The organism is Wolbachia endosymbiont (group A) of Therophilus tumidulus, assembly GCF_964277345.1.
GTDB classification, from domain to species: domain Bacteria; phylum Pseudomonadota; class Alphaproteobacteria; order Rickettsiales; family Anaplasmataceae; genus Wolbachia; species Wolbachia pipientis.
On sequence record NZ_OZ195515.1, the window covers coordinates 988,490 to 1,008,998 of the forward strand.

At 33.8% G+C, this 20,509-nt stretch carries 13 protein-coding genes and 3 pseudogenes; 4 read left to right on the forward strand and 12 right to left on the reverse strand.

The window, feature by feature from the left end:
• Window positions 1-185 precede the first annotated feature (185 nt).
• The 4 genes and pseudogenes from ACICQD_RS05265 to ACICQD_RS05280 all read right to left on the reverse strand — a co-directional run.
• Window positions 186-1,487, reverse strand: a pseudogene (locus ACICQD_RS05265) (IS4 family transposase).
• Window positions 1,488-1,669: 182 nt separating this feature from the next.
• Window positions 1,670-1,813 (reverse strand): hypothetical protein, encoded by a 144-nt coding sequence (locus ACICQD_RS05270; RefSeq protein ID WP_182282559.1) that lies wholly within the window; start codon window positions 1,811-1,813, stop codon window positions 1,670-1,672.
• Window positions 1,814-1,956: 143 nt separating this feature from the next.
• Window positions 1,957-2,394: a helix-turn-helix domain-containing protein gene (locus ACICQD_RS05275; protein ID WP_208571803.1), complete on the reverse strand. Its 438-nt coding sequence runs from the start codon at window positions 2,392-2,394 to the stop codon at window positions 1,957-1,959.
• Window positions 2,395-2,480: 86 nt separating this feature from the next.
• Window positions 2,481-2,680: pseudogene (locus ACICQD_RS05280) on the reverse strand (DNA mismatch repair protein MutL); the annotation flags it as partial.
• A 411-nt stretch (window positions 2,681-3,091) separates the two neighbouring features.
• Between ACICQD_RS05280 and ACICQD_RS05285 the strand changes: the two are divergent.
• Both ACICQD_RS05285 and ACICQD_RS05290 read left to right on the forward strand, forming a co-directional pair.
• On the forward strand, window positions 3,092-3,979 hold the full coding sequence (locus ACICQD_RS05285; protein WP_209473055.1) for an Rpn family recombination-promoting nuclease/putative transposase: 888 nt from the start codon (window positions 3,092-3,094) through the stop codon (window positions 3,977-3,979).
• A 20-nt stretch (window positions 3,980-3,999) separates the two neighbouring features.
• A complete protein-coding gene (locus ACICQD_RS05290; protein WP_007549769.1) occupies window positions 4,000-4,545 on the forward strand; it encodes a pyrimidine dimer DNA glycosylase/endonuclease V in 546 nt (181 codons plus the stop codon).
• Window positions 4,546-4,559: 14 nt separating this feature from the next.
• On the opposite strand, the gene ACICQD_RS05295 is transcribed toward ACICQD_RS05290, so the two are convergent.
• The 7 genes from ACICQD_RS05295 to ACICQD_RS05325 form a co-directional block, all read right to left on the reverse strand.
• Window positions 4,560-6,104, reverse strand: coding sequence for a hydantoinase/oxoprolinase N-terminal domain-containing protein (locus tag ACICQD_RS05295; protein ID WP_395461704.1), 1,545 nt, complete (start codon window positions 6,102-6,104; stop codon window positions 4,560-4,562).
• 1 nt (window position 6,105) lies between these two features.
• A complete protein-coding gene (locus ACICQD_RS05300) occupies window positions 6,106-7,155 on the reverse strand; it encodes a DUF917 domain-containing protein (RefSeq protein ID WP_209473059.1) in 1,050 nt (349 codons plus the stop codon).
• A complete protein-coding gene (locus ACICQD_RS05305; RefSeq protein ID WP_209473061.1) occupies window positions 7,124-8,377 on the reverse strand; it encodes a cytosine permease in 1,254 nt (417 codons plus the stop codon). The genes ACICQD_RS05300 and ACICQD_RS05305 overlap by 32 nt, the downstream gene beginning before the upstream one ends.
• Before the next feature lie 19 nt (window positions 8,378-8,396).
• The gene (locus ACICQD_RS05310; protein ID WP_341822097.1) at window positions 8,397-10,493 is read right to left on the reverse strand and encodes a hypothetical protein; all 2,097 of its coding nucleotides are present in this window, start codon (window positions 10,491-10,493) and stop codon (window positions 8,397-8,399) included.
• A 492-nt stretch (window positions 10,494-10,985) separates the two neighbouring features.
• Window positions 10,986-13,622, reverse strand: coding sequence for a hypothetical protein (locus tag ACICQD_RS05315; RefSeq protein WP_395461705.1), 2,637 nt, complete (start codon window positions 13,620-13,622; stop codon window positions 10,986-10,988).
• Window positions 13,619-15,988: a hypothetical protein gene (locus ACICQD_RS05320; protein ID WP_395461706.1), complete on the reverse strand. Its 2,370-nt coding sequence runs from the start codon at window positions 15,986-15,988 to the stop codon at window positions 13,619-13,621. The genes ACICQD_RS05315 and ACICQD_RS05320 overlap by 4 nt, the downstream gene beginning before the upstream one ends.
• A 58-nt stretch (window positions 15,989-16,046) precedes the next feature.
• A protein-coding gene (locus ACICQD_RS05325; protein ID WP_395461441.1) for an IS5 family transposase occupies window positions 16,047-16,813 on the reverse strand; the annotation gives its coding sequence in 2 pieces (ribosomal slippage) (window positions 16,047-16,486 and window positions 16,486-16,813; 768 coding nt in all).
• 56 nt (window positions 16,814-16,869) lie between these two features.
• Here ACICQD_RS05325 and ACICQD_RS05330 point away from each other — a divergent pair.
• A pseudogene (locus ACICQD_RS05330) lies at window positions 16,870-16,962 on the forward strand (DUF2924 domain-containing protein); the annotation flags it as partial.
• A complete protein-coding gene (locus ACICQD_RS05335) occupies window positions 16,956-18,440 on the forward strand; it encodes a recombinase family protein (protein ID WP_264686960.1) in 1,485 nt (494 codons plus the stop codon). The pseudogene ACICQD_RS05330 and the gene ACICQD_RS05335, both read left to right, overlap by 7 nt.
• Before the next feature lie 362 nt (window positions 18,441-18,802).
• On the opposite strand, the gene ACICQD_RS05340 is transcribed toward ACICQD_RS05335, so the two are convergent.
• The gene (locus ACICQD_RS05340; RefSeq protein WP_395461707.1) at window positions 18,803-20,503 is read right to left on the reverse strand and encodes a hypothetical protein; all 1,701 of its coding nucleotides are present in this window, start codon (window positions 20,501-20,503) and stop codon (window positions 18,803-18,805) included.
• Window positions 20,504-20,509: the final 6 nt, after the last annotated feature.

Below are 20,509 nucleotides of genomic sequence, written 5' to 3' on the forward strand. Positions count from 1 at the left end.
TCATGCGTGGTTCGGAGAGGGGTTGTTGGAAAAGTACTTAACAAGTAACTCGCTGGCTGCCCACTCTACCACAAGTCCGGTTTCGAAGTCGAGTGGGGAGAGGTGACTTTCCTCACTTAGATAACTCAAGTGTGTCAAATAAAACGGACTTCTTGGTTGTCGGCGAAAAACCCATACGCGTCAAGTTAAGAGATTGTGAGCAAATTTAGAGAGGTTAAAGTGGATACTCTAGCCCTTCTGCGTTTGTCTTTTAATGAAAATCGCGACCAAGTTATAGTGAGTTTTTTAAGAAATACTTTTAAACTATTAATCTTGGTTAATACTAAAAATAACTCTCTAACCCGTCTTTTTAGCTCAATAAATGCCTTTGTTAAGCTAAGTTCTGTATTCTTTTTCACTTCTGTGCAACCAACTATGCCGTGAAATATAAGAATTGCGCACAATTTAGCATATAGTTCACATAATACTCTGCATGGCTTTCCTTTTAGCTTATCAAGTCTGATATGGCTTTTATACAATTTAAATAATAACTCAATTTGCCACCTTACTCTGTAAATCGTTAATACTTGCTCAGCACTAATTTTATTTTCTGGAACATTAGTTATAAATATTGACCAGTTCAACAATTTTTGATTTCTTTTAGAGGATCTGCGATCTTGCTAATCTATTAGCTTTCCTTCTTCTGGCCATAGACTGTTCTTCAGTTAGTTTCTGACATATAATTCTTACTCTAATTTTTGCTTCTTTTCCTAACAATACCTCGTTTTCTAAAAATAACTTATCCTCTAAACATTCTAATAACTCCATTTTTTGATTTGTTTCTACATCATATATGTTGGTATCGACGACTTATGAAATAAGCTCCTATTTTATTGATTTGTTTAAAAGAACTTGGCACAAAATAACCGAGATCAGATATTAGCAAATCATTGCTTAATATATTACTTAAATGTTTCCTATATCCCTGGTCTGATCTTACCCCCTCCGTTAAATTAAGTTGGTCTATTATCTGATTCATGTAGTCGAAAACTAATTGTAACTTTATTCCAGACTTAGTATTGCTTTCATAGCCACTGTAGCTAGTACCATAACCTTTATACATCTCTTCCATACTGTTAGGTAGAGTAATATAGCTACTGTCCAATAATTTAACACTATTAAATTGCTGTAAGATTTTGCAATCAACTTGCAAGATATTTTTAAAGAGAATCACAGATTCATTATACATCCTTTTCATAAATTCCACTGCTTCTTCAGTAAATCTAAAATCCAAACCTTGTTTTGTTATATCTCTCGTTTAGTAATTGACACATTGTTTCTACGCTACAATTATCAACTCCTATATTACCCAAGACCATGGCTTTTACGAATGATGAACCTTTTAGCTTTCTCTTTCTTTTTATAAACCTTGTTGTAATTGAGATTTTGTCTGCTTTTTCATTAAAAAATTCTTTGAGCTTTTTTGATAAGCAAGTTATTTTATTCATTGGTTCTCTCACTAAAAGTACATCTGGGAGAACTTATACCTTATTATTCTATCTCTTTCATACCTTTATTTCCTTAACTTGACGCGTATGGTTTATTTAACACTCCCAGATTCTTTGCAATTTTGGCTTTTTCCGCCTTCTTGACCTTTCCTTCGATAATCTCCATACCTTCAGATAAGAACTCATAAAGTTCGTTGCGTATCCCTGTATTTCTCCATTAAACCACTACTTGCTTCACTATGTTGCCTTGTAAGCAGATCTTTAATGCTGACTGATAACGCCTTTGCTATTTCATATAACTTTTCAAGTGGAACAGCAATGTTCATAGTCGCTTATTTTTTGACGCGTTGTACTAATTTTTTTTGCCAAGTCTTCCTAAGTGCATTTTCGCATTATCCTTAGCTTTTTTATCCTTTGTCCCATCCTGTAGTCTACAGAAGTAGTTTTTTCTTCTGCATTACTATATTCTTCAGTTCGTTGCTTGGAAAATTATTTCAACAGAAACTCCTACTTTAACTAGATTCTTTGCCACCTCTATTCTTGCCACTTTTCTACTATTTTCCTTGCTAACTTGTGCAGATGTAATTAATGAATAAACTACATTACGTAATTCTTGATTCTCAATTTTCTCATACTTTTCTATTAGATCTAATCCCTCACTCTCGAGATAACTGTTTTCATTTGATACAGGAATAAGATCTATAATGCTAACTGATAGTGCTTCTGCGATGCTATATAACCTTCTGATTGAAATTTTACGCTTTCCTTTTTCATACTGTAGTATGACCTGATATTTTGTACCGATTTTACTTGCTAAATCCTTTTGAGTATATCTCTTCGCTAGCCTACAACTTCTTACTTTCTGTCCTACTTTGTAGTCTAAAAAATTAGAGCAGTCACTCTTTATCTATAAAAACAAATACTTACATTCTATACTGACTCCTTAATAACCAGAAGAACTATCTCAATAAAGATCATTTCAACAAGCTTAATCTATCTTCTTTCAAGCAATTTCTCTATATCACTCAGTTTCATTTCTATATAAGTTGGTCTTCCGTGATCAGAATATGGCGTTTCCTCCATTTGCCTTAGCAACTCATTCACTTCTTCTAACCTCATTTTCTACCCGCTCTAATTGATCCATGACAAGCGATAGTTGCCAACACTTTATCTTCTACTGGCAATGTATCTTCTTTTTGTCCATGCTAATAGGATATAGATTTAACATAAAATTTGCTACTGAAATGTTGACATTAAGTTTCAAGATCTTTATCATGTAAAGGTGTGGGCTCACGATGTTAGGTAATTGAGCTTGTGGGCTCGTGTTTTTATTAGGCTCTCACACCAGAAATAAGCGTTTTTAAAGCTCTTTATAGCTACTAAATCTATGAATTCATTTGCTGGCGTTTTTAGGCGCTTTATGAGGGAGTTATAAAAAGATGTACAAAAGGACGTCTAAAGTAGAGGGTGCTATTCTAAGATGATCTCTGAAAGCCGTTTTTTTCATCAATACATTTAAAACTTTGAAAAATAAGCTAAAAATAAAAGAGTTGAACATTTCTTTAGAATTGTGTATAATTGTTAATGCTTTTTAGGTTAATTTTATGGCTCTTTCGAAGTTTCTTGATCCAAAATTAGATTTAACATTTAAGAAGATCTTCGGTACTGAGAAAAATAAGAATATCCTTATTCACTTTTTAAATGACATCTTAGGCTTTACTGGTGTTAACACTATACAAGATGTTGAGTTCCTTAGCACTATCATGAATCCTGAGATTGCTTCTGATAAACAAAGCATCGTTGATGTTCTTTGTAAGGATTCATACGGAAATAGGTATATTGCGGAAATGCAACTCGCTCGTGATAAAGGCTTTGAAAAACGCGCCCAACTCTATGCTGCTAAAGCTTACTCAAGACAATCTGGCAATTACATTGATTTTAAGAAAGTATTCTTTATTGCTATTTCTAATAGTACGCTATTTCCTACAGAGGTTGAGTATATTTCTACTCATAATATACGAGAGATAAAAACCAACGGACATTATCTAAAAGATTTTCAATTCGTTTTCATTGAGTTGCCTAAATTTACAAAAAACAGAGTAGAACAACTAGAGAACACAGTAGAAAGGTGGTGTTTTTTTTTCCGGTATGCAGAAGATACTACAGATGAAGATTTAAGAAAAATAGCAGAAAAATCACCAATAATAAAGCTAGCATATGATGAGTTAGACAAATTTCATTGGAATGAAAAAGATCTAATGGCGTACGAGGAAAGAATAATGAATCTACAGAAAGAAGAAGCCATCCTTGAATATAGGCTTGATCTTGCTAAAGACGAAGGCATCCAAATCGGTCATGAAAAAGGCAGAGAAGAGGGTGAGAAGGAAGCTAAAATAGCAGTTGCAAAGAATCTACTTAAAGCAGGTGTTTCTATTGATATTATAGCTCAAACTACTGGTCTTACAGTTGATGAAGTTAAAGACTTAAGCTGATTCTATCTTTTGACACCTAGATGAACATCTTTGTACTAGATGAAAACCCAGTAATTGCAGCACAAATGTTGTGTGATAAGCATATAGTAAAAATGCCATTAGAAACTGCTCAGTTATTAAGTAATGTTTTTTCAATAGCATTAAAAGCGCCAAATCCTTTTGTCAGTACCACAGATCAGAATATAGCAGTTCCATATAAACTCACTCACAGCAATCATCCTTGTTCTTTGTGGGCTAGGCAATCGAAAGGGAACTTTTGTTGGTTGATAGAGTACGGAAAAGAATTATGTAAAGAGTACACTTGGCGATACAAAAGAAAGCATAAATCAGAAGAAGTAATAGATTGGTGTGATAGTAATAAGGATTTACTCATTTTTCGATCAACTGATATGCAAGCTTTTATACAAGCACTGCCCGATCGGTATAAATGTACTAATCCTGTAAAAGCTTATAGGGAGTATTACCTACAGGAAAAGATGAGATTCGCTAAGTGGGAAAATGGAAGAGAAGCACCAGGTTGGATAGTAGGAAATCCTGCTACACATTTTTTCCACATCTTTTCTTGATAAGGACACAAGGTTTACGATATCCAAGGGCTAGCAGCAGTAATACGCACACGTGCAAGATTATTGGGTATATAATGATAGGGAATAATTTCTTCATATACAATGCGAATTGAACTAGGATTCACTTTATATAGCAGTGATATTTCACCCTTAGCTTTGTTTCTTATATTTTTCAACACATTTTCTCTATCAGTTAAAGAAACTACAGTATCCTTTGTTACCGAAACCTCTGCAAAAGCAGCTCCATAAGCATTTGCAACTTCAGCATATTCAGGAATGAACGCATATTTTGGTAAAAACGGTGATGCAAGCAACATAGCGCCACCACCTACAATGATAAAAGGAAGGTCAGCATGCGGTCCAGAAATTTTCTGATAAAGTTTTTCAAGCTTCAATACTATTTCGCTCATAATACGCTTTGCACACATAGCTTCCTGTTTAGTAAACTTAACAGAAGAAAAATTAACATGCCCTAAAGCTTGTGCCATATCAGTGAGAGTTATCTTGCTGCCTCCCCATAGTTTTGCATGTTGCTTTATTAGATATCCTGCACTTTCAGGTCCTATATTAACTTTATCATCTTTTGCTTCTATATAACTGCCACCTCCTAATGCAATAGACAAAATATCAGGCATAGCACAATTGAGTGTAATACCACCAATAGAAGAATTATAAAGCGAACGCCGCGGAAAATTGTTTAGCACTATACCTACGTCTGTTGATGTTCCTCCAATATCTGCAACTACACATTCATTTTTACAAGCAAGACGTGCTGCCCCCACAAAAGAATTAGTAGGGCCTGATGAAATAGTCAATATAGGGTACTGCAGTGCTTCTTCTAAAGTAATAATAGTACCGTTATTCTGAGTAATAAACAAAGGACATGTTAACCCGAAAATGCTTAATATATTTTGCAAATCTTTAAACCCTGCATTCATCGCTTTTATAAGAGCAGTATTAAGTATAGCTGAATTCTCTCTTTCGATATAACCAACTCCACCAATCTTATGTGATAACGTAAATGGAAAAGCTTTCCCTAAAATTTCTTTGATCTCATTTCCTACTATGTTCTCTTGTTCACAATATAGAGGAGAAAACACTCCCACTACTGCAAATCCTTCTGCTCCTTTATTGTGCAACTCGTATATGGCAGAGCGTACTTCAGAAATAGAAAGCTTAGTTATACAACTACCATCACAATCATACCCTCCATTAATAACTTTTTCTCCAATATACAATGTACTACGTGTCTGTGCGTTCCACGAGTATGCAGGTGGAAGTGAAGGTTTATGACCTGCAATGCGAATCACACCTACCTTGTATAGTTCAGATCCTTGCAAAACCGCATTAGTTGCGTGCGTGGTTCCTATAGATACAGCTAAAATTCTCTGTTTATCAAAAGGATGAAGCTCATACAATGTGGATAATACACGTAAAACCCCTTCAGAAATATTTTTCGTAGCAATCACTTTACAAGAAGTAACTATTGTACCATTATCCTTTACAAGTACAGCGTCAATATTTGTGCCACCAACGTCGATTCCTATTCTATAATCCATATCACCTCCTTTTTTCAGAAAGACCAAACACTTCAGGACCTACTATTGCCAGTCCTTCTGGTGTTGTCCATAACGTGGGAGAAGGAAATTTTAGCACTGATACACGTATTCCATATGTTAAAGCTTCAGAAGCTATTGGATATCCAGTATCTTTATCAAGAACAGCAATGATATCTGGTGTTGCAGCAACACAATCGGAACCATCATACACTGCAAGATATTCATTTTGATAAATGATGGTCAACATATTATTACAACCTTCTATAGATACATTTCCTGAAAGAAACCCTCCCTTAATTGACTGATCTATATCTCTTATAATTCCCTCTCCCAACAGCAATGCATGCTTATCGCATAACGCTTTTATAGGACATATTTTTCGTTCTCGTGCTTCCAGTATAATATTACCTAGAAAACATGCATAGGAGATACTGTTTCTACAAATAACTTGCTTTGCTTGTTGACCTGTTATAGGGTAACAGCTAACACCTATGCTTGAACCACATGCCACTGTCACCGCGCGCGCAACCCTTTCGAGGTGGTCACTGCTTTCAATATGCATAATTATAGTGTTACCTAAGCTATCTGCAAAAAATGCAGGACAACAAGAAATGCCATATAAATTAGGTGATACCATATTCAATGATGGAAATGCTCTGCCCATTAAGTCTCCGTCTATAACAGGAATCCCGACTTTACCTGCTGCAAGGAATGGTGTAAAAGCGTTACTTCCTCCTATTTCCGCTGGTATAAGTGCCGTAGGTTCTTTCTTATAATATAACGTAAATACATCGATTAATGAGTGACACTCTTTACTGGGTAATTTTTCTGCAGCTACAAGAGGTGCACCCATAAAACCAATGGGCATAATTAGAGCATCATCTTCCAACTCATCTATATCTGTAATAGCTACCTCGCCATGGAGTTCGATTTTATATTGTGTACTAAGCTTATTATAATAGGTATTACCTCCACCTCCTGAGCCTAATAATCCAGCCCCTAAAGAAAGAGCTTCTATATTATTGAGAGTTAGTTGGTTTATTTTTTTCACAATAGTTCTTATAAATAAACAGAAAAGTGCGTGTGCATAGAACAGCAAAAGATGATACAATTGCTGCATCGGTGTAAATAAAACCAGTTGTTATATCATGCACCTTAAGTAACGAAAGCAAACCATATATAATACCAAATATTGCACAAATGAGATTGGTTTTTTGTGCTGAAGACGTATATTGTATAGGTTGTAATTTATCCAGCACAAAACAGGTTACAATAACAGATCCTTGGCTTCCTATGACAATGGTAATTACATTAAGTAACTCCTCAAATTTTAGTATTATATTAGTACATGAAAGTACTGTACCAACAATCCCTATAATTGTTATGCAGAACGGTAATGAAACTTTGGGTAACAAAAAATTAACGTTTACACCAGCAGAATACAAGTTTAAGTTATTAGTAGTCCAGCATAAAAGAATTATAGACGGAATACACAATAACTTCCACAAATCATTTCCGCTGCTCAATAATACCTCTATAAAACTTGAATCTGGCACACAAAGAGCAAAATAGACTCCTGTGCCTATAACGAAAAAATAACATATGAAAAAGGTAAGTATAACGCTTACATATGCATCGAGATTTGTTCGTGCAAAACGATAGTATGTTGGGATATCGAAAATAGCACCTAAAGATGCTGCAATTATAAGCGGTACGCCTTTTAATGTCATATTAGATGTAAGTATAATATCAGGTAAGGTGTGCTTGTAAAAAAGTTGCAATATTGCGATTATCGTAACTATGATAAGAAAAGGCGTTGCAATATTTGCAAAGCTCTTTAATGCAGTGATACCTCTGCTTACAAGAAGTGTAATAGCGAAACCAATGATACAATTAGTAGCAACGAATACATATGGTAAGTCTTTCATTTTTAATAGAGGAAATTCTATAATAGTGTTCACCATAATGTTTTGTTGAATAGAAAACCAGAACACTAAACACATTATAATACCTAATCCATATAGCCATGTACCGTGAACACCAAAATAGTGTAATACTTGTTCTATGGTATTGCATGGTCTTCTTACTGACAATACAGCAAAACACAACCCCAACATTGTCAGTATAAGATTTGCTATAATTATAGAAATTAAGCTAGAAGTAACACCATATTTGGTAGTAAGCATATACCCCAACATGAAAGCAGGTACACAAAAGACTGCACCTGCTTGAATCGCGGTAAGATCTATGTATGTTTGACTAGTATACTTCAACTTATCACCTACAAAACAATCAAAGGAGATTCATTCTTAAGTTAGTTAGTCCTCTTTGAGCTTTTGAAGTCTCAGTTTCGTCAACTTTAGTACTAGGACCTGCTCCAGTATCAGCATGCAACTGGCGAAGGACTTCCTTGGCTTTTTCAGTGGCCTTATCAACCTTTATATCCTCCTCCATGTTAACTTTGGCATCAGGAGCTAAGCTCTTTTGATACTCACGTTCCCTTGAATAGTTTGATAAACATATATGATGTATAGCAAAAAGAGCATTTTCACTTCTCCGCGTTACTTTGGCTAAATTTCCAACCTTAACATGATGTGAATAGCGTGTATCTTTTATACCAAATCTCCTCGCAAAATTAACATGCATATTATTATAACCAAGGAAATCTTTATCTATTGAATGAAAGTCATCTACTAATGGATCTTGTAATTCTACTGAGCCATCTGGGCACTTCTCATATAAGCTTTCTACGTACTTTCTAAGTTTTTCCTCATCTTTAGATGGTTTATCTTCTTCAGGAAGTTTAGTGCATAGTGGTAATTGAATATGACCTGCAGGATGGAGCATAAGAATATTTCTGATATCACAATCTTCTGTTAGAAATTTCTTTGACGGTACTTGTGTACCATCGGCATACTCCTTATATTCTTTAGAACATTCTCCATTAATCAAGCTAAAACAAAAAAAAGCAAGAGTTGGTTGTACTTTTTCATTTTCATCAACATCTTCCTCCTTTTTATAATAAAACGTTTTTTTATTTTCTGCTTGGAACTTGTAAAAAAGCACATCTTTACTATCTATACTAAGCTGATCATTTACTCTATTAATTCTCACTAACGAAATAATGATTGGCAGCCCTTTTTGTTCCATACAGCTGATTACTGCATAGACACTAATGTAACAAGGTAATACCTTGAGGGTAATATTATGTTTTGAATACAGTAGAACACCTTTACATGTGCCCAATATTTTCTGAACTCTTTCATTTGCAATATTTTTTATATATTCTATAGAATGTAAGTTAATTTCGCTTTTCATTTTGGCAATGAGTTCTTCCTCCTTATCTTTACCAAGAGAAACACCACCAAAATTATCTATCGATTCTTCCAAAACTGCAATACCAAGTTTATCTTTTTTTCTATATTTTAACAAACTGAGCAGAATTACAGGTAAAAATAGATCTTTTTCTTTCTTTGTTAAGTTTTTGACTTCATCACGAGAAAGCTTACCTTCTTTGCAGAACTTAGGCAACATAGAAAGAATAAATAAGGGACGAATTTGACATAGGCTATCTGATACAAGAGGATCTAGTAACTCAAAGATATCTTCACCTTTGTCACATTTGTCACATATGAGTTCTTCGCAACGAGCCAAGATTTCATTAAGATCTTTTTTTTCTGCTTTGGGTTTCTCTGATGTATTGGATGAAACGCCGTAAATTTTTTCTCTAGAAACTGGCATATCATCCTCTATGTCCTTTTCGATGTTACTAAGAAGTGGTACAAAATGGTTGCTGTAATTCACTATATAAACAACATTATCACCTGTGCCTACTTCATCTGTAGTAATATGTAATCCATCTACCGATTTCTCATGCAATTCTATAACTTTAATTTTCACATTATATTTCTCACATATTATTTTTCCTTCAATTTCGTTTCTTCCACATACAGCATCTTCTAACTCTAGTTTTCTCATTAATGAATTAAGGCTTAAATCTTTAACATCTTTTACAGTAAATTCAATACGTGAAACATCTCTTATAATGTTATCATCTTCTTTTTTTAAAGCTTTATTCAACCATGAACTGCTCTTTGATTGTTTTGCATATTGTTTACAACTTTTCCGTAAAGACTTTACGTTAAACTCTTCACTACTTGTAATCAGACCATTACTTTTTAGTTCATTCAATCCTTGAGCAACAGAATCAAAAAAGCAATCTCCTGCACCTACAGCAGCCCCTATTTTATAGTTCCCAGGAAACTCCTTTTTTAGCTTACTTAAAAGTTCCTCGAGTTCTTTTCGCTTCTCACCTTTTGCCTTTTTTATCTGACAAAAAACGGAAATAGGCTCTCTACTAACACCTGACCCTTTACCCACTGCTAACATATTAACTCACTAAACCAAGCTACCTGCTTGATAGCAGAAAAAATAAGCAAAGTAAATTATTTTTTTATGATAAATAACAATATTTTTCAATAGATATATATTTCCATATTTTTTATTATTAAATTAATAATATGGTTCTACTTTTTGCCTAATTAACAAACAAGCGTGAGAAGAGTTTTTCTTGGAATCCGTTGGTCTACCAAGCAACCTGTGCGAACTTTTTTATATGGTGATTTCATTATACGCTAAAACTAGCCATATTAGCTCATTTCACCCACATCTACATACGAACTATTTTGCCTAAGCTTATTGAAATAATTTAAATCTTCTATTTTTATAACCTTATTTTTATGCGTCTTGTTCTCACAAATATACGTACTTTTTTGCGTTTTGGGAAAAGTAAATAATTCAATTTGCTGTGGCGCTAATAGACTGATATTTTTATAAAATCTTTTCTATATTAGTTCAAGCTTTTCAAAAATTTTAAATCTTTTATCTTCTCCAAGAAGGTCCTGCAACCGGTTCATGAGCTACACTACTAAATGCAGAGCTTGGTAGTTGCATTTGCACCGAATCTGACATTTGTAATTGTATCACTATTTCTTCAACTGCATTTTTTTCCTCTATCAATGCTTTTCTTTCTTGCTCTGTAGCTTTCCTTGCTTGCTTTGTTTCTGCAATTACATGAAATCTTAATTCATTAATAGCCTCATCATCGAATTTTCTTGCAGGTTCATTCTCCTTATGCTCACGCTGAACAAAATTTTTGCTTAATCTATCAACTTCATCATTTAATTCTGCCAACTTACCCATAACATGCTTTTTTTCTTCCTTATCAAATACATATTTTTCTTGTTCATCATTAAGTCTAAGCTGTTTACTCTTTAACTCTTCTTTGAAGCTTCTGTATTCATTGCAAAGACCCTTAAATTTTTCTTTATAGTCTGTATTTAATACTAGGAAAGCATATTGCTGCGTTAATAACTCTCGTATATCTTGATTTTGTATTATTGTTTCCATAGGTATTTTGAACTCATATGCCTTAATATACACTAAATCACAAGCTTTTTCCCTTGCCTGTGCCATTTCATTTCTTACTTTTTCTTTATTCAGACTCTCTATTGCTTTTTCCAAACGTATTGCAACTTCTTTTGCTTCCTTTTTAAGAAACTTAGCCTTTTCTTTTTCGTCCTTCAGATACTCTTCAATATTAACTTTCGTCTCATTTTGTGTTTTAAATTTCCCTTTTAAGCTTTCTGCTTTTTCTTTTAATTCTTTTTCATTTTCTTTATGTCTTATGCCTACACTAACCAGAAAATTACCAAATGTTGTCCCTTTTTCCATCAATTTATCATATCCATTACATAGATCCTGGTATGCTATCATATAGTCATGTTCCGTCTCCTTCGACTTTCTCTCTTTACGTTCTTCATTGGATTTTTTGTAATCATCATAAAAACCTTTTATAAATGGTAACACAAAAACCAATGGCAATGCTATAACTGGTAACTTAGCCGCTATCCCTACACTACCAGTAACTATTGCAGCTAAAGCACAACCTCCTATTTCCAGTTTATGGTTTCTTACTTCTTTGAGCAATATTTTGCCCTCTGTTTCCTCAACCTTAAAAAGGAAGTTTTCCATATTCTCTTCTTCCCTTTCATACATTTCCAACTTTATTTTCAGGTTTTTTATACGTTTTGTATTCTTATATTTTATAAACTTATCCTCTGATGAATTTATTGTTTTCTCACATCTTTCTATCTCTTCACTAAAGTGTTTTTTAAGGTATTTATAAGACACTCTTAATTCTTTAAGTTGTGATTTTAATTTCTCCGATAAATCTTTTTGTTTATCTTCTATATCCTTCTTTTCTTTCTTTAGTTCCTCATTTTTATCATCATTTAATAATTCATTTTGTACTTCTATTAATCTTCTAAAATTTTCTAATATTTTATCTTTAATACCTCTAGTTGATTTTTTATGTTCATTATATGCTATAAGTGTTAATTCACAACCAGATGTTAACGGTTGTTCCATTGATAACACATGCTCAGCAACACTCTTTTCTGTTATATCTTCTAACTTCCAACCTAAAAACTCCTTCAAATCACAAAATACTGCTCCGAAGTAGTACTTTTCATATATTTCTATTATTGTACTCAGTGCTTTATATATACTGTTTTCTTTTTCAAAAATCTCCCTACTTTTTTTATGACTACTCTTGTCTGTGTGACTCTTTAAAAAAAACTTTTTTACTACCTTAGACAAATTCTCTATGTCACCTGTGTAGTGCAAAAGGCACGTCTTTCTTAAACATTCTTCCAAAGTATCACTGCCTTTTAAGGCTTTTAGTCTACTGTAAACAATATCTATCATCTTCTCTTTATTTCCTTCTTGAGGCACAACTTTCCACAATAGGCTTTTTGTAAAAGTAAAGAAATTGTTATACGCTTCCCATTCCCTTAGATCTTCCTTTAGCTCATGGGAGTAACGCAATTCTGCAATATCATCTTTGAAGTTCTTATTACTTCCATTTCTTATAGATTCTACATAACTTAAAAACTCTTCAGCTACTTTCTTCTCGAAAAAGGTGTCCTTATACTCTTTTTCCACATCTTTTTTATAATCTTCAAATTCACGTTTATTCATACTTACCAAGTGCTCAATGTGATACTCAAATTCAGCACAATTTACCATCCCTGCAATTGATTGCATGTATCCATTTTGATAATTACTTGCTGATGTTTGTGAAAGCATAACTTTAACCTCATGATAAATTTCAGTATAATGATTAATACGTTTTGCAAAGTGCAAAAATGAATGCAAAACATACCCTGAAAGAAAGGATAGGCTAAGCAATCCTAATATTCTATATCTCTCATACAAAGAACAAGTAACTGTTCCTGTTAAGAGCAGCGCTACAATCACTTGCCCCTGAGAGAACTTTTTGCCTCTTGCACTTTCAGCCACCGATGGCATCCACCACACTATCTTTAGCTTGCCAAACTCACCAAATAATCGATTTATTCCCCCATGGCTTTTTGGCTCTTGCCATTTTAATCTTTCATACAGAACGCTTTTTAACCCTTCGCGCTCCAAGAACTTTATAAACTCCTTTGTTCTCATATTTGCCAAGAAGGTCCTGCAACTGATTCATGACTTACACTACTGAATGCAGAGCTTGGTAGTTGCATTTGCACTGAATCTGACATTTGTAATTGCATCACTACTTCTTCAACTGCATTCTTTTCCTCTATCAATGCTTTTTTTTCTTGCTCTGCATCTGCTCTTGCACGTTTTATTTCTGCAATTACATGAGATCTTAACTCACTAATAGCCTCGTCATCAAATTTTCTAGCAGATTCATTTTCCTTATGCTCACGTTGAACAAAGTTTTTGTCTGCTCTATTAAATTCATCATTTAATTTCGACAACTTATCAAATTCTTCCTTACCAATAGATTGTTTACTCTTTAGTTCTTTTCTGAAGTCCTTATATTTGTTACAGATATCCTTGAACTTTCCTACATAGTCTGTGTTTAAAACTAATAAAGCATATTGTTGCGTTAATAACTCTCGTATATCTTGATTTTGTATTATTGTTTCCATAGGTATTTTGAACTCATATGCCTTAATATATACTAAGTCACGAGCTTTTTCCCTTGCCTCTGCCTCCTCTCTTCCTTGTCTTTCCTCCTCCTTATCCTGTGCTATTCTTTTTACTTCTGCATTTGATAAATCTATCAACATATCCGAAATTTCACGTGCTACTATACCTAGCTTATTCGTTGTGTCATTTTGCTCATCTGTCACACTCTGTCTTTTTAGGTCCATGATATAATTTTCTCTACTTCTGGTTATATTCATTGCAAGATCTCCAAATGTTACTTCCTTTACTTTACTTGATTCAGCAACAGCTTTATTAAACTCACGCTCAAAATCTTCAAGCAGTAACATAATTAGTTCTATATCTTTCCACTTTTTTTCTTTTATCTCTGAAATAAGCTTATCAACTCCTGGTATTTTCTTGCACACCCTTTTCATAACATCTGAAATACGTGAGAGATTTATAAACTTCTCTTTACTTATTTCTTCTTTCTCTTGTCTTAATTCTTCTAAGAAAGTATTACTTATTCCTGAAGGAACATTTTGTTTTAATAAGTCTATAAAAAGATCAATTGCTTTATTTAAGTCTTGAAGATTGTCACGACTTATTTCAAGATCACCTTGTTTGTTTATAAGTATATGTCCACCAGAAGCAAGCAAACTAACCGCTATAGAGCCAACAGCAACACCGGCAAAAACAAAAGCAGCAATTGGAGGAGCAAGAAAGAAGAAAGCACAAGCTCCCCCAGCTCCTCCAAGACCTGCCCCACCTAGAGACCAATTACGTAATAATTTATTACGTTCTTTTTTTTCTAGGTACTGCGTTATAGATTCTAAATTCTCTGCTTTATCTTCTTGCCCTGAATCTTTTTTACCTTTAGTTCTTTTTAATTTTCCGCTTGATATTTTTTCATTGTAACTCATTGTGATATCACTTCCCACTTTTAATAGAGATCCTTCAGGGAATAACTCACTTAGTTCTTTTAAGTTGAAAATCTCACGAATTTCTAGTACTTCTTCGTCATCATTTTCCTGATTCCTATCAAGAGGGCTTTTTACAGTAAAATCTATTATTTCTAACTCCCTATTTATTCTTGATTCTCCTTCTTTTATTTTTTTGCACTTTACCCCAATTGTCGGCATTTTATTGTATAAACGCGCAACTTGTTCCACTCCTTTTGTTCCTAATAACTCATCACCCAATTTTGCAATAACAGTAGGCACCTCAATAATGCTAGCTCCATTACATATCAAAAGTAATGCCATATCTCTTCTATCTTTTTCTATAGCTTTAAGCAACATAGTATTTAAAATACCCTGTTCTGCTTTCACTATATCATGAGGCTTTGTTAATTGGGTAATCAAAATCAATGCTAGACTATGATATTCTTTTCTCGTCAATATATTAACAAGAATTTTCTCTGTGAAACTATCATCATAAACATTATTTTTATTCTTACCTAACATATCAGATACTCTATCGTGCAAGCCCTTCAGTAGAACCTTGTGGTCGCGTTGCGGTTGCTGTAAACTTAAGCTATTTCTTTTACTAAGTTCTAATTCTGCAATCTCTTGACCCAATATTTTTAATAGCATTATTAGAAAATCCTTAATCTTTAACTCACTACTTTCGCTTTCTTTCCAGGCCTTGGTTGCTCTTGGCAATACATCTTTTAAAGCTCTATTCTCTTCATTGGTAAGTCCTTCTATAGACCAAACCGTAACCTCACTTAGTTTCTCCTTTTCACTTTTAACCTTATAACCTGGAACACTTTGCATTGCATCAATAAGTTTCTTGGGATTAAGCACATTGACACTAGATTTTTCTAGTACTTTCCTCTTTAAATAATTCTTACCTACATCATATTCAATACTTACTTCCTCCATCTGGTATTTCTCTTTTAATTCTTTCAGTTTATTATCTAAGAACCTGTCTTGAAAGGAACTAAGCAGCTAATTTAGCAAGCATAATAGTAATCATATTAAAGGAGATATTAGTTTTTGAAGTAAGAGGAGAATGCTCATAATCCTTGCTCATACGTCTAAAATTGGAAAGCCAAGCAAAAGTTCTTTCAACAATCCACCGTTTAGGAATAACTTGAAATCCTACAGCATCAGCTGCTTTTTTAGTAATCGTCAATAAACATCCTGTTTTCAATAAACAGTAATTTTGCAATTTACCAATATATCCCTGATCAGCGAGAAACCTTTGTAGCGTTGGAGCTTTTCGTTTAGCTTGAGTAAAAAGATTTAGAGCACCATCACGATCTTGAATGCCTGCACTATGAACATCAGCTGTAATAATTAGGCCTATTGTATCCACAATGATGTGACGTTTTCTACCCTTTATTTTCTTGCCAGCATCATATCCTCTGGATCCCCTTTTTGAGTGGTTTTCACTGATTGACTATCAATTATTCCTACCGAAGGTATTTCATTTTTGCCAACCATTTTTCTTACCTTTTTTACTAACATATCGTGTATTTCTTCCAATTTGCCACTATTACGCCACCTGAGAAAATAATCATACACCGTTTTCCATGGCGGAAAATCTTTTGGCAGCATTCTCCACTGGCAACCACCTTTCATTATATATCTTATTGCATTAATAATTGTTCTAATATTGTGCTTTCTTGGCCGTCCTACTGCACCTTGTGCAACACTTGGCTCCAAAATTTCCCATTCTTTGTCACTTATATCACTTGGATACATTTTTACCTACTATTTTTTACTTATCTCATCATATTCTCTTTCTCATTTCTTTTCAAGACAGGCTCTCAGCAGTAGCCGGAAAAATAATGGGAATGAGTTACAACGGCCCTCTCCTATTTGGGATGAGAGAAAAGGAGAAAGGATGCTAAAAGAGGTGAGATGCGCAATATATACAAGAAAATCAAATGAAGATGGTCTAGAGCAGAAGTTTAACAGCTTGGATGCGCAACGAGTAGCATGTGAAAAGTATATAAAGAGCAGAGAAGGTTGGGTAGCATTGGCAAAAAGGTACGATGATGGAGGATATTCAGGAAAGAATTTAGAAAGACCAGCAATAAGGGAATTATTTGAAGATGTAAAGGCAGGAGAAGTAGATTGTGTAGTAGTATATACGCTAGATAGGCTCTCGAGAGAAACAAAAGACAGCATCGAAGTAACGTCATTTTTTAGAAGGCATAGAGTAAATTTTATAGCAGTAACGCAGATATTTGACAATAATACGCCAATGGGGAAGTTTGTACAAACGGTATTATCAGGAGCAGCACAGCTAGAAAGAGAAATGATCGTAGAAAGGGTAAAAAATAAAATAGCAACGTCAAAAGAGCAAGGATTATGGATGGGAGGAACTTTACCGCTGGGATACGATGTAAAAGATAAAGAATTAATAATAAATGAAAAAGAAGCAAAGACAGTGAAGCACATATTTGAAAGATATGTGGAGCTGAAGTCAATGGCAGAACTAGCAAGGGAATTGAATAATCAAGGTTACAGAACAAAATCAGATATCTTTAAAAAGGCCACGGTAAGGAGAATAATAACAAACTCAATATATATGGGAAAAATCAGGCATTATGAGAAACAGTATAAAGGAAAGCATGAAGCAATAATAGAAGAAGAAAAGTGGAAAAAAGCACAAGAATTGATAAAGAATCAACCATATAGAAAAGCAAAATATGAGGAAGCGCTGCTTAGAGGAATAATTAAGTGCAAGAGCTGCGATGTAAATATGACGTTGACCTATGCAAAAAAGGAAAATAAAAGGTATCGATATTATGTATGCAACAATCATTTAAGGGGAAAGAATTGTGAATCAATAAATCGAACAGTAGTAGCCGGAGAAGTAGAAAAAGAAGTAATAAAGAAAGCGGAGCAGCCATATGAAAATGGGAAAGAAAAGACCGAAGAAAAATGGAAAAATTTAAATTTTGGAAAGCAGAAAGAAGTAGTGAAAAAGTTAACAAGAACAGTATTGGTGAGAGAGGATGGAATAGAGGTGAGTTCAGAGGATAAGGTGGAATTTATACCAATGTGGTTAAAAAAGAAAGGAAAGAAATGCACAGTAATAGAACCAGAAGGCAAAACAAACAATGCGCTACTGAAAGCAGTGGTGAGAGCACATCTGTGGAAGCGTCAGCTAGAAGAGGGAAAATATAGAAGTGTGAAAGAGCTGAGTACCAAAATTAATATAGGTACAAGACGTATACAGCAAATTTTAAGGTTGAATTATTTAGCACCAAAAATTAAAGAAGACATAGTACATGGGAGACAGCCAAGGGGTTTGAAGTTAGCTGACTTGAGGGAAATACCGATGTTATGGAGTAAGCAATTGGAAAAGTTTTTGGCTTAGCATTGTAACGTTTATAAAAGTAACAAGAGATCGAAAAGCTAGAAAACCAATACTTCAAAACAAAGAACCTATAACATGCAAGAAGATGTTGATGAAACGAATTTAGGTAAACTAGTGTTAAAAGCTTAATTATATAACGAAAATAGTGATAATCTTATATATATATAACGATCCCGGAGTTCCAAAATTATTGCGTAAGAGCCGAATATTCCTGACAGACCTTTCCCCGCTGAATCATGTAGTTGGTCTGATGAAGGAAATTCTGTAGACATCTACCATTTCTCCTTGCCTTGAGCGTAGTACATACTTTTGAGCCTCCTATCTACACCTTCACAAGTAGCTATTCAACAAAGTATGCTGGATTAACGAAATCGTGAACTGCTGTCTATCTTTATATCACTATTATCAGAATGTAGAGAGTTTAGTGACTGACTGCGCGATATTGGATGCACCTCATCTAACTTACAGCTTGGAGCTGGCTGATTATTCGTTTGGTTTTCAAGAAATTGTTGGCTAGGTGAAATGCAACTGGTTTTGCTTTGTTGTTCTTCTTTAGTACTTTCAGATATTTTTTCATTTTTCATTTTTTCTATTTTTGCAAAAGTTGCTTTTCTACGTTCCATACGTCTTACTAAAAGTCCTGAAATTAACTGACGACGATCTGAACCTTGTACATTGATTTGTCTATGAAATTCTAGATCCTCTTTCAGGAATTGCTCACCATGTTTATCCATTTTTTTATAAAATTCGTTGTATAGACTGTCCATCTTCTCTAAAAAATTCATCTGCACTTCTAAAATCCTTTCATAAAAATCCTTTTCAGGCAGAAATTCTCTTGTCAGATAAGCTGAGTACACATTGATTACTTGAACGAGTAACTGCAGTGCATACTCTTTATTCAATGAATTAATATGTAAAGACTTAGCTGCTGATTCCCCATTTGCTTCATTGCTATAACAATAGTAAGCCAAAAGGTGGTGAGAAAGTCTATGTAATGATAAAAGATCGTTTAAATTTTCAATAACTTCATTATTAGCTTTGCATATCACTTGACTATTTTTTAAGGTACTGCAAACTGTCTTAAGCGATAGCACCCATGATACTAGTGAATTCATATGTCTAGGCTCTTGAGTTGAATAAACTTTATGGCATATAGCTAAAATATTTATATATTCTATAAATGGCAGAGTAAAATACTTATCTGCTTTTTGATAATCTTCTTGATTATTAATGCAATAAGGATACTCACACTTCATTAAGTTGCTTTCTTTGATTAACATCTCATGTTGAAATTCACTTTGACCTAAAAAGTCATCAATTTTAGTCAATATTTTACCCTGAGTACTACACTCATTTAACATTTGAGTTGCAATGGGCTTCATATAATTATCTTCTTTACACAGCTCATAAAATAGCTTTAGATCAGTGAATAATTCTTTGTAGGCATATAAATATTCTCTAAAATAAAATTCAGCATTACTTTTTTTCTTCAAGAATTTGTTGAAGTTACCTGCAATAAATTCTCTCATGCTATTTTGACTTGATTTTAAAAATTGATTCAGATTAGGTATTAACTTTCCATGTTTTGTATAAGACAACTCGCCTAGTTTGTTTAGTAAAGTATAGCTTACTTGTCTTAATTTTTTCTCATTACTTAACAAATTGATCTCTACTTTACTAAAATAGCTATATTTAAAGTCATCATGTTGAGAAAAGTTTTCACTAAAGTTCCATAGTATATCTCGCACGGCATTTATTTTTGCCTGCACTGCTGTTGCTTTTAACACTTCTTCTTCAGATCCATCTCGCCTTCGCACTGAGTCAGGATGATATATCATACAGAGCTTTTTAAGCTTACTATCAACTTGTGTTTTAAAATATCCCCTATGATCTATTATAGCTCTCTCCCCCGTACGAACTTTGTGTAGATCATTATCAAGATCAGATAATAACCCACCAGACTTCAATAGCTTTAGTGTATCCTCGAGCGTAGTATGGTCTACTGCTATTGAAACTTGCTCCTGTTGATCAATTTCAATATCAATCTCAAAATTTTCAGACATAACTTT

Bases quoted from the DNA above. Each gene is read 5' to 3' on its own strand.
- ACICQD_RS05340 (WP_395461707.1), bottom strand. From the start codon at position 20,503: ATGTCTGAAAATTTTGAGATTGATATTGAAATTGATCAACAGGAGCAA.
- ACICQD_RS05335 (WP_264686960.1), top strand. From the start codon at position 16,956: ATGCTAAAAGAGGTGAGATGCGCAATATATACAAGAAAATCAAATGAA.
- ACICQD_RS05285 (WP_209473055.1), top strand. From the start codon at position 3,092: ATGGCTCTTTCGAAGTTTCTTGATCCAAAATTAGATTTAACATTTAAG.
- ACICQD_RS05270 (WP_182282559.1), bottom strand. From the start codon at position 1,813: ATGAACATTGCTGTTCCACTTGAAAAGTTATATGAAATAGCAAAGGCG.
- ACICQD_RS05315 (WP_395461705.1), bottom strand. From the start codon at position 13,622: ATGAGAACAAAGGAGTTTATAAAGTTCTTGGAGCGCGAAGGGTTAAAA.
- ACICQD_RS05320 (WP_395461706.1), bottom strand. From the start codon at position 15,988: ATGGAGGAAGTAAGTATTGAATATGATGTAGGTAAGAATTATTTAAAG.
- ACICQD_RS05295 (WP_395461704.1), bottom strand. From the start codon at position 6,104: ATGGATTATAGAATAGGAATCGACGTTGGTGGCACAAATATTGACGCT.
- ACICQD_RS05290 (WP_007549769.1), top strand. From the start codon at position 4,000: ATGAACATCTTTGTACTAGATGAAAACCCAGTAATTGCAGCACAAATG.
- ACICQD_RS05310 (WP_341822097.1), bottom strand. From the start codon at position 10,493: ATGTTAGCAGTGGGTAAAGGGTCAGGTGTTAGTAGAGAGCCTATTTCC.